The 8,108-nt window shown below is 61.9% G+C and carries 10 protein-coding genes; 5 read left to right on the top strand and 5 right to left on the bottom strand.

Going from position 1 to position 8,108, the window contains the following annotated elements:
- Positions 1–661, bottom strand: a 661-nt coding sequence (locus tag EN935_RS13270) for a LysR family transcriptional regulator (protein WP_127373367.1), incomplete at its 3' end; no start/stop codon positions are given.
- A 130-nt stretch (positions 662–791) separates the two neighbouring features.
- Between EN935_RS13270 and EN935_RS13265 the strand changes: the two genes are divergently transcribed.
- On the top strand, positions 792–1,040 hold the full coding sequence (locus EN935_RS13265; protein ID WP_109663933.1) for a hypothetical protein: 249 nt from the start codon (positions 792–794) through the stop codon (positions 1,038–1,040).
- A gap of 45 nt (positions 1,041–1,085) precedes the next feature.
- Here the strand turns inward: EN935_RS13265 and EN935_RS13260 are convergent, their stop codons facing one another.
- The gene (locus EN935_RS13260) at positions 1,086–1,622 is read right to left on the bottom strand and encodes a L,D-transpeptidase (RefSeq protein ID WP_164548813.1); all 537 of its coding nucleotides are present in this window, start codon (positions 1,620–1,622) and stop codon (positions 1,086–1,088) included.
- Positions 1,623–1,766: 144 nt separating this feature from the next.
- On the opposite strand from EN935_RS13260, the gene EN935_RS13255 reads away from it, so the two are divergent.
- The 4 genes from EN935_RS13255 (at position 1,767) to EN935_RS13240 (ending at position 4,727) form a co-directional block, all read left to right on the top strand.
- Positions 1,767–2,450 (top strand): response regulator transcription factor, encoded by a 684-nt coding sequence (locus EN935_RS13255; RefSeq protein WP_013528898.1) that lies wholly within the window; start codon positions 1,767–1,769, stop codon positions 2,448–2,450.
- A 123-nt stretch (positions 2,451–2,573) separates the two neighbouring features.
- On the top strand, positions 2,574–3,029 hold the full coding sequence (locus EN935_RS13250; RefSeq protein ID WP_126066875.1) for a Crp/Fnr family transcriptional regulator: 456 nt from the start codon (positions 2,574–2,576) through the stop codon (positions 3,027–3,029).
- Between the two features lie 7 nt (positions 3,030–3,036).
- Positions 3,037–3,549 (top strand): GNAT family N-acetyltransferase, encoded by a 513-nt coding sequence (locus EN935_RS13245; RefSeq protein ID WP_127262240.1) that lies wholly within the window; start codon positions 3,037–3,039, stop codon positions 3,547–3,549.
- A 104-nt stretch (positions 3,550–3,653) separates the two neighbouring features.
- The gene (locus tag EN935_RS13240; protein ID WP_127373366.1) at positions 3,654–4,727 is read left to right on the top strand and encodes a glycosyltransferase family 9 protein; all 1,074 of its coding nucleotides are present in this window, start codon (positions 3,654–3,656) and stop codon (positions 4,725–4,727) included.
- Between the two features lie 58 nt (positions 4,728–4,785).
- On the opposite strand, the gene EN935_RS13235 is transcribed toward EN935_RS13240, so the two are convergent.
- From EN935_RS13235 to EN935_RS13225, 3 genes are all read right to left on the bottom strand, one after another.
- Positions 4,786–5,592, bottom strand: coding sequence for an exodeoxyribonuclease III (locus EN935_RS13235; RefSeq protein WP_126066878.1), 807 nt, complete (start codon positions 5,590–5,592; stop codon positions 4,786–4,788).
- A 168-nt stretch (positions 5,593–5,760) separates the two neighbouring features.
- Positions 5,761–6,444, bottom strand: coding sequence for an outer membrane lipoprotein carrier protein LolA (locus tag EN935_RS13230; protein WP_109665359.1), 684 nt, complete (start codon positions 6,442–6,444; stop codon positions 5,761–5,763).
- 152 nt (positions 6,445–6,596) lie between these two features.
- A partial coding sequence (locus EN935_RS13225; protein ID WP_127373365.1) for a DNA translocase FtsK occupies positions 6,597–8,108 on the bottom strand: 1,512 nt, incomplete at its 5' end.

Raw genomic sequence — 8,108 nt, 5'->3', positions numbered from 1 at the left:
CGTCGAAATCGTGGACGCCGGCCGCCGCCATCCACATCCGCCAGTTCGGCCATGTCACGCCTTGTCGCGACCATTCGATATGGGCAAGCGTGTGATTGAAAAGATCGCGCGGTTCGCGCAGCGGCGGACCGGACGTCAAGAGGCTCGGGCTGCACACCGGAATGAGGATGTTGTCGAACAGCCGGTGGGCGCGAAGGCCCGGATATTTGCCGGCGCCGAACCGAATGCCGACATCGATGTCATCGAGTTCGAAATCCCGCACTTCGTAGGCGATGTCGAATCTCAGCTCGATATTGGGGTGATGCTTGCGAAAATCGTCGACGCGCCGCATCAGCCATTTTGACGCGAACTGTGCATCGAGAGTCACTTTCAGCAACGCGGTGCCGCGCGTCAGCTTTTGCGCCCGCGAAACGGCCCGGCCAAGCAGGTCGAGCGCGTCGGTCGACGCCTCGAAGAGCACCGTGCCCGCCTCGGTCAGCCGGATGGTGCGGCTGGTGCGCGTAAACAGCACAAGCCCAAGCTGATCCTCGATTTCCTTGATCTGGTGGCTGACGGCGGCTGGCGTCAGGCCCAGCTCGTCGGCCGCGCGAGTGAAATTGAGGTGCCTGGCCGCGGCTTCCAGCGTCCTCAAGGCGCGAGTTCCTGGCAGCAGGCGAGCCATTCTATCCTCAAATAAAACTTGATAATCTAGAGAAAACTACTCGTTTCTCACAGCGATTTCAATCTGGCATGATCCAACCATCGAAACATCATCAAGCCGGATTTGATATCCGGAGAGAACGGATCACACCATGTCCATCATCGCTTTGAATTCATCCATCGCTCGTCCGAACTGGCTGACCGAGACCCTTGACTGGTTACGTCACGCCAGGGTCGCGATCAATCTCCCACACCAGAACGTCGAAGACCTGTCGGATCGGCAACTGCGCGACGTCGGCGCCAGGCGCAAGGACATCGCACGCGCCATGGACCGCGAGATGGGCCGCCTCGGCCTTCTCGACATCGGCTGGCAGCAGTCTGGTCGTAAGGGAAGGGAGTAGGGCAGTAGGGAAAATCAAGGCGCACTGCCCTACTGCCCTACTGCCCTACCTCACCACCCTCACCACCGTCCGGTCCGACAGCAGCGGCAGCAGCCGCGCCATGGTTTGCGCCGTCACAGCCACACAGCCTTGCGTCGGCGTGAAGCCGGGGCGCGCTAGATGAAAGAAGATGGCGCTGCCGCGCCCGCGTCGGCGTGGCGCCAGGTTCCAGTCGAGCACCAGGCAGGCGTCGTAGAGCCGGTCGTCGCGCCGCATGCGTTCGTGGCTGGCGCCATAGGGAATCTTGACCGGCCTGTTATAGTTGCGGTCGTCAGGCACTTCGCACCAGCCGAGATCAGGCCCGATCGGCGTCATCGCCAGACGGGTCTTGCGGCCGCTGGTGAACTGATCTCCCCGGAAATATCCCGACAGGATCCGCATCGAGGCCAGCGGCGTGGCGCCGTCGCCTTCGCGCTTGCCGGCCGAGATGCCGCCCCGCCCCAGCGCACAGGCAAACACCGTTTTGCCGGCCTGCAGCAGGCCCTGGCTTGGATGACCGGGCCTGGCCCGCACGGTCAGCACGCGCAGCCCTTTTCGCAAAATTGCGCCGGCTGCATTGCGATCGTGTTTTTTCTTGTATGATCGTGCCACGGAACAAATCACTGTGATCGGGTGTTGTGCCGGTCAGCTTCCGCATAAACAGGCAGCGGTCAACTGAATTTTCTTTTCAAAACAACGGATTGATCCATGACTTCACGCACCATTCTGATCGTCGACGACGATGACGACCTGCGCGGCACACTGGTCGAGCAATTGTCCCTTTACGAGGAATTCGACGTGCTGCAGGAATCGACTGCGGCAAAAGGTGTCGCCGCCGCACGCGGCGGCCTCATCGATCTGCTCATCATGGATGTCGGGCTGCCCGACATGGACGGCCGCGAAGCGGTGAAGATCCTGCGCAAGGGCGGCTACAAGGCGCCCATCATCATGCTCACCGGCCACGACACCGATTCGGATACGATTCTGGGTCTCGAGGCCGGCGCCAACGACTATGTGACGAAGCCGTTCCGCTTCGCCGTGCTGCTTGCGCGCATCCGGGCGCAATTGCGCCAGCATGAGCAGAGCGAGGACGCCACCTTCTCGGTCGGGCCCTACACCTTCAAGCCCAGCCAAAAACTGCTGCTCGACCCGCGCGGCGGCAAGGTGCGGCTGACGGAGAAGGAGGCCTCGATCATCAAATATCTCTATCGCGCCGACCAGAAGGTGGTGACGCGCGATGTGCTGCTCGAGGAAGTCTGGGGCTACAATTCCGGCGTCACCACGCACACGCTGGAAACCCATGTCTACCGGCTGCGTCAGAAGATCGAGCGCGATCCTTCCAATGCGGAAATTCTTGTGACAGAAAGCGGCGGCTACAAGCTGGTTCCTTAAACATTTCATTATCCAATGAGCGGTCGGGCGGGGACGCTTTTCGGGTACGGTCCTGAAGCTGGAGGTGGTTTGGATCGAACTCGCAGAGGAGGAGTCGGACTGTCGGTTCGGGGACATAGCTAGATGGCGCTGGATGACGACATCCGCATCCTGTCCGCCGTGAGGCTCTTCGAGGGCTTCACGCAGGAACAGCTGCGCCTGCTCGCCTTTGGCGCCGAGAACACCAGGCTGAGCGCCAACCACAAGCTTTACCGCGAGGAGGACGAGGCCGATTCTGCCTATATCGTGGTCAGCGGGCGCATCGTGCTCTACCGTGAGCAGAATGGCGAACGCATCCCGATAGGCACGGCCGGCCCCGGCACGATCCTGAGCGAACTGGCATTGATCGCCGACACCAATCGGCTGACCAGCGCGTCGGCCGAAATCGATTCGGAAGTGATGCGGCTCAGCCGCAAGATGTTCCGCCGCATCCTGGAGGAATACCCCGAGATCGCGGTCAAGCTCCACCAGCGCATCTCCGAGGAATTTCAGGCGATGATCCGCCGCATCGAGGAACTGGCGCCACGCTTCTCTGGCTGAGGCGCACATGAACTTCCAGCTCGTACGCGCTACCGGAAATGACCTGCCCTTCATCATGGCGACCGAGCGGCGCGAGGGCTATGACGCCTTTGTCGGGCGCTGGGACGAGGCGCGTCATCGCGAGGCCCTTTTCGACGACAGTCATGCCTATTTTGTCGGTGTCGATGGTTCAGTGCCGATCGGCTTCGTCATCCTTCGCCAATGGGCCTCTGCCGAGCGCGTGACGCTGGTCAAGCGCATCGCCGTCATCGCACCAGGACAAGGCCACGGCAGAATGCTTCTGGCAGCGACGGTTGATCGGGTTTTCGTCGAGACCGACGCCTATCGGCTCTGCATTGGGCTTTTCCCGGACAATCATCGCGCCCGGCGCGCCTACGAAGCTGTCGGCTTCACGGCTGAGGGTATTTCGCGCGGCAGCGCGTTTTTCAAAGGCGTGCACCGCGACGAGCTGGTCATGGCGCAACTGCGGCCGGAGTGGGAGGATCGCCGACGGGTTGGCCATCCCGTTGCCCGGACCTGAGCGCCGAGGTTCCGTTGACAGGCAAGAGGTGAAATCCTACAGAACCTCGAAGGCGGGCGGCCCAGCAGGCACCGCCACCACCAAGCTCCTGGGGGGAGCGAGGCATGCTGCCAGCTCGGTACGAGACGATTATCTTGTATTCCCGCAATGACGCGTTCGGCGACGGATTGATCCGGATTCCGGCTTTGCGCGCCGCCAGAACGGCATTCCCCGATAGTTTTATCGTCTACGGAACCACCGGGTCATCGACCCTTGAACACGTCCTCAATCGCCATGTCGATCACCTCGTCGATGCGATCAATGTGCGGACGCCCCTGATGCAGCTGGTGGCCAGCCACCGCAAGGGCAAGGGGCGATTGGCCGTTGTCGATTTCCGCATCTCGGGGCGTTGGCTGCTTCAGACCTGGGGCTCGCTGCTCGGTCGCGGTATCGCCTATGAGGCGAACTTCCCGGCTTTCGCTCTTTCCTGGCGCCCGGGCCAAAAATCCGAAGCACGGCCCGAGCGCAACGCATGGCGCTACCACCGCCTCATCGAGCGTCTTGCGGGCAAACGGTTGCCTTTCGATCATCGCCTGGAGCCCACCCCAGCCGCCCGGGCGGCGGCCAGGAGCCTGGGGGACGGCAAGCATGCTCCATTGATCGTTATCGCGGCGCATGGCGATGGCGGCAAACGCATGACCGCGGATCAGGTTGTCGCGATATCCGACAGTATGATCGCCGACGGGGCAAACCTTCTCTACGTGAAAACGCCAGGCGACGGCCCTGATATGGCTGAACTGGCTCAACGCGCGCCCAAGTTGCAGCTTGTCGATTCCGGTACGGTCGAGGGTGTCAATGTCAGCGATGTTCTGCTGGCGCTAGGGGAGTTTGCCGATCTTTACATTGGCGCCGAAGGCGGCACGGCACATCTCATGGCAGCGGTGATGACGCCGATGGTTATCGTCAGTGGCGGTGCCAGCATGGCCCGTTGGCGGCCGCTTTCGAACTGCGTGGACGTGATCGAATCCCGCCATGCAAGTCCAACCGGCCTGGTCGCCAATGTCCCGGCGCCGATAATCATCGAAGCGGCCCAGCGCATGCTGGCGACGCGCCACCGCGTCCATCCCCATCTGCTGGATCACGCGGCAGACCTGTCAGCGCAGCTGTCGCCCAACAAAGACTTGAAGCACGCCATTTGAATTTGGAAGCGCAGGAAGCCGCCGTTTGCAGGCTGGCCTCACCTGAATATCGACGCACCTAATCCAGATCGAACCGCGCGATGACGGGCACATGGTCCGACGGGCGCTCCCAGCCGCGCGCCAAGCGCAGGATCTCGTAGCCGGAAAAGCTGGACACCAGATTCGGCGACGACCAGACATGGTCGAGCCGCCGGCCGCGGTTCGAGGCTTCCCAATCCTGCGCGCGGTAACTCCACCAAGTGTAGAGCTTCTGCTCATGCGGCACGTTGAGCCGCATCAGATCGATCCAGTTGCCGGCGAGACGCATCGCCTCGAAATTTTCCGTCTCGACCGGCGTGTGGCTGACCACATTGAGCAATTGCTTGTGTGACCAGACGTCGTGTTCGAGCGGGGCGATGTTGAGGTCCCCGACCAGCACCGAGCCGGACACCTCGTCATGTTCTGCCCGGATGGCATTCATCTCGGCGACGAAATCGAGCTTGTGCTTGAACTTCCTGTTGATGACAGGATCCGGTTCGTCGCCGCCCGCCGGAACGTAGAAATTGTGCAGCAGGATCGCCTTGCCGCCGGCCCGCACGGTCACCGAGAGATGCCGGCTGTCCTCGATCTCGCAGAAACGCCGCTTCTCGACCACTTCGATCGGCCGCCGCGCCACCGTCGCGACGCCGTGGTAGCCCTTCTGGCCATGGAAGGCGATGTGCTCATAGCCGAGTTTGCGGAAGGCCTTTTCGGGAAACAGTTCGTCGGGAACCTTGGTTTCCTGCAGGCAGAGCACGTCAGGCGCATGCTCGACGAGCAGGCGCTCGACGATCGGCATGCGCAGCCGAACGGAGTTGATGTTCCAGGTGGCGATGGAGAAGGGCATTTGGCAATCCAGGACAGCGTGCGGCCAGCCAGAACCGATGGGCCCTGACGGGGAAGACGCCTTTTGACGGAGTCAGTCCGGGAAACTGCCAGCCGCAAGCCGCAAAGACAAGCCGGCCAACGCCCGACGAGGCGCGGCCCGGTGCTTTCCACAGCTATAACGACAGGGTTAGCGCGACTTGTTGGTGTTGAGCTCGCGATTCGCCGTGTAGTCGATGGCGAAAGTATCGGGGGCGAAGCTGACGCCTTCCTTGGTGTTGAAGATCATCACCGTTGTGTCCTTGCCCTGCGCGTCGGTGATCGTCCACTGTCGCAAATCAAAGGTTTTAGGATCGAACATCATCGTGATCTTCGAATTGCCGAACACCGATTTGTCGGCGAGCTGGATGGTGGTGAGGTCATCCTCTTGCTTGACGCTTTTGACGCGGTCGCCGGAGAGGTCGATCCTGTTGTCGAGCAGCAGCTTCAAGGGTGTCTTCGACAGCGGATAGAGATCGGACGTGTTGAGCTTCTTGTTCAGGATGACCACCGACTGGCCGTCTGAAATCACCCGGAAGTTTGAAGAGCCGTCATAGTTGAAGCGGATCTTGCCCGGCCGTTCGAGGAAGAACTTGCCGCCGGTCTGCTCGCCCTTCGGGCCGAACTGCACGAATTCGCCGCTCATCGATTTCACCGAGGAAAAATGGTCGGCGATCTTCTGTGCCGCGGCCGGCACGGCCGCCTGCGCCGAAGCCAGCACCTGGAAGCCGGGCACCGCGTTGAAGGCCGCCGCCCCTGCAAACGCCAGGCCGAGGCCCAGCAACTGACGCCGGGAGGGAGCAAACGTGCTGAGCGCTGAAGGATCATTTTTCATGTCGGTCACTCTCATCTGATTCCTGAGTTGTTCTGGTGCTTGGACCCCCAGTTAGGCTGAAGTTTGGCGGGTCAGGGCTCCCTCAGTTGCTTCAACGTCTTGAAAGGTTCAAGGTTGCGAGACCGGGATGTCACAAGGGTCAGGCCTTCTGGTCAGAATTTGTCCTCTTCGGTCGGTACCAGGATCTCGCGCTTGCCGGCGTGGTTGGCCGGGCCGACGATCCCTTCCTTCTCCATCTTCTCTATGATCGAGGCGGCGCGGTTGTAGCCGATGCCCAGCCGGCGCTGGATATAGCTGGTCGAGGCCTTGCCGTCGCGCAGCACCACGGAAACCGCCTGATCGTAAGGATCGTCGGAATCCTCGAAATTGCTGTTGCCGCCACCGCCGCCGGAACCACCCTTGCCGGACGGCTCGTCGTCGTCCTCGCCGTCATCCTCGGTGATGGCGTCAAGATATTCTGGCACGCCCTGCAGCTTCAGATGCGCGACGATCCTCTCGACCTCTTCATCGGCAACGAACGGGCCGTGCACGCGCTGGATACGGCCGCCGCCCGCCATATAAAGCATGTCGCCCATGCCGAGCAGCTGCTCGGCGCCCTGCTCGCCCAGAATGGTCCGGCTGTCGATCTTCGACGTCACCTGGAAGGAGATGCGGGTCGGGAAATTGGCCTTGATGGTGCCGGTGATGACGTCGACCGACGGGCGCTGCGTGGCCATGATGACATGGATGCCGGCGGCACGCGCCATCTGCGCCAGGCGCTGCACGGCACCCTCGATGTCCTTGCCGGCGACCATCATCAGGTCGGCCATCTCGTCGATGATGACGACGATATAGGGCATCGGCTCGAGATCGAGGTTCTCGGTCTCGTAGATCGCCTCGCCGGTCTGGCGGTCGAAGCCGGTCTGCACGGTGCGCGAGATCTTTTCGCCCTTCTTGTCAGCCTGGCTGACACGGGCATTGAAACCGTCGATGTTGCGCACGCCGACCTTGGACATCTTGCGGTAGCGGTCCTCCATCTCGCGCACGGTCCATTTCAGCGCCACCACCGCCTTCTTCGGATCGGTGACAACGGGCGTGAGCAGATGCGGGATGCCGTCATAGACCGAGAGTTCCAGCATCTTCGGATCGATCATGATCAGCCGGCAATCCTGCGGCGTCAGCCGGTAGAGCAGCGACAGGATCATGGTGTTGATGGCAACCGATTTGCCCGAACCCGTGGTGCCGGCGACCAGCACGTGCGGCATCTTGGCGATATCGACGATGACCGCCTCGCCGTTGATGGTCTTGCCCAGCGCCAGCGCCAGCTTGGCCTTCGTCGTCTCGAAGTCGCGGCTGGCCAGGATCTCTCTGAGATAGACGGTCTCGCGCTTGGCGTTCGGCAGTTCGATGCCTATGGCGTTGCGGCCGGGCACCACGGCGACGCGGCAGGCGATGGCGCTCATCGAGCGGGCGATGTCGTCGGACAGGCCAATGACCCGCGACGACTTGATGCCGGGCGCCGGTTCAAGCTCGTAGAGGGTGACCACCGGACCCGGACGGACGGCGATGATCTCGCCCTTGACGCCAAAATCCTCCAAGACGCCTTCGAGCAGGCGGGCATTCTGCTCCAGCGCATCCTTGGACAGGCTGGCGTCGCGCACCACGTTCTTCGGCTCGGACAGGAA

The organism is Mesorhizobium sp. M7D.F.Ca.US.004.03.1.1, from assembly GCF_003998635.1.
Classification (GTDB): Bacteria; Pseudomonadota; Alphaproteobacteria; order Rhizobiales; family Rhizobiaceae; genus Mesorhizobium; species Mesorhizobium loti.
This window is presented reverse-complemented; position numbering and strand designations above follow the sequence as displayed.

Bases quoted from the DNA above. Each gene is read 5' to 3' on its own strand.
- EN935_RS13265 (WP_109663933.1), top strand. From the start codon at position 792: ATGTCCATCATCGCTTTGAATTCATCCATCGCTCGTCCGAACTGGCTG.
- EN935_RS13255 (WP_013528898.1), top strand. From the start codon at position 1,767: ATGACTTCACGCACCATTCTGATCGTCGACGACGATGACGACCTGCGC.
- EN935_RS13250 (WP_126066875.1), top strand. From the start codon at position 2,574: ATGGCGCTGGATGACGACATCCGCATCCTGTCCGCCGTGAGGCTCTTC.
- EN935_RS13245 (WP_127262240.1), top strand. From the start codon at position 3,037: ATGAACTTCCAGCTCGTACGCGCTACCGGAAATGACCTGCCCTTCATC.
- EN935_RS13240 (WP_127373366.1), top strand. From the start codon at position 3,654: ATGCTGCCAGCTCGGTACGAGACGATTATCTTGTATTCCCGCAATGAC.
- EN935_RS13235 (WP_126066878.1), bottom strand. From the start codon at position 5,592: ATGCCCTTCTCCATCGCCACCTGGAACATCAACTCCGTTCGGCTGCGC.
- EN935_RS13230 (WP_109665359.1), bottom strand. From the start codon at position 6,444: ATGAAAAATGATCCTTCAGCGCTCAGCACGTTTGCTCCCTCCCGGCGT.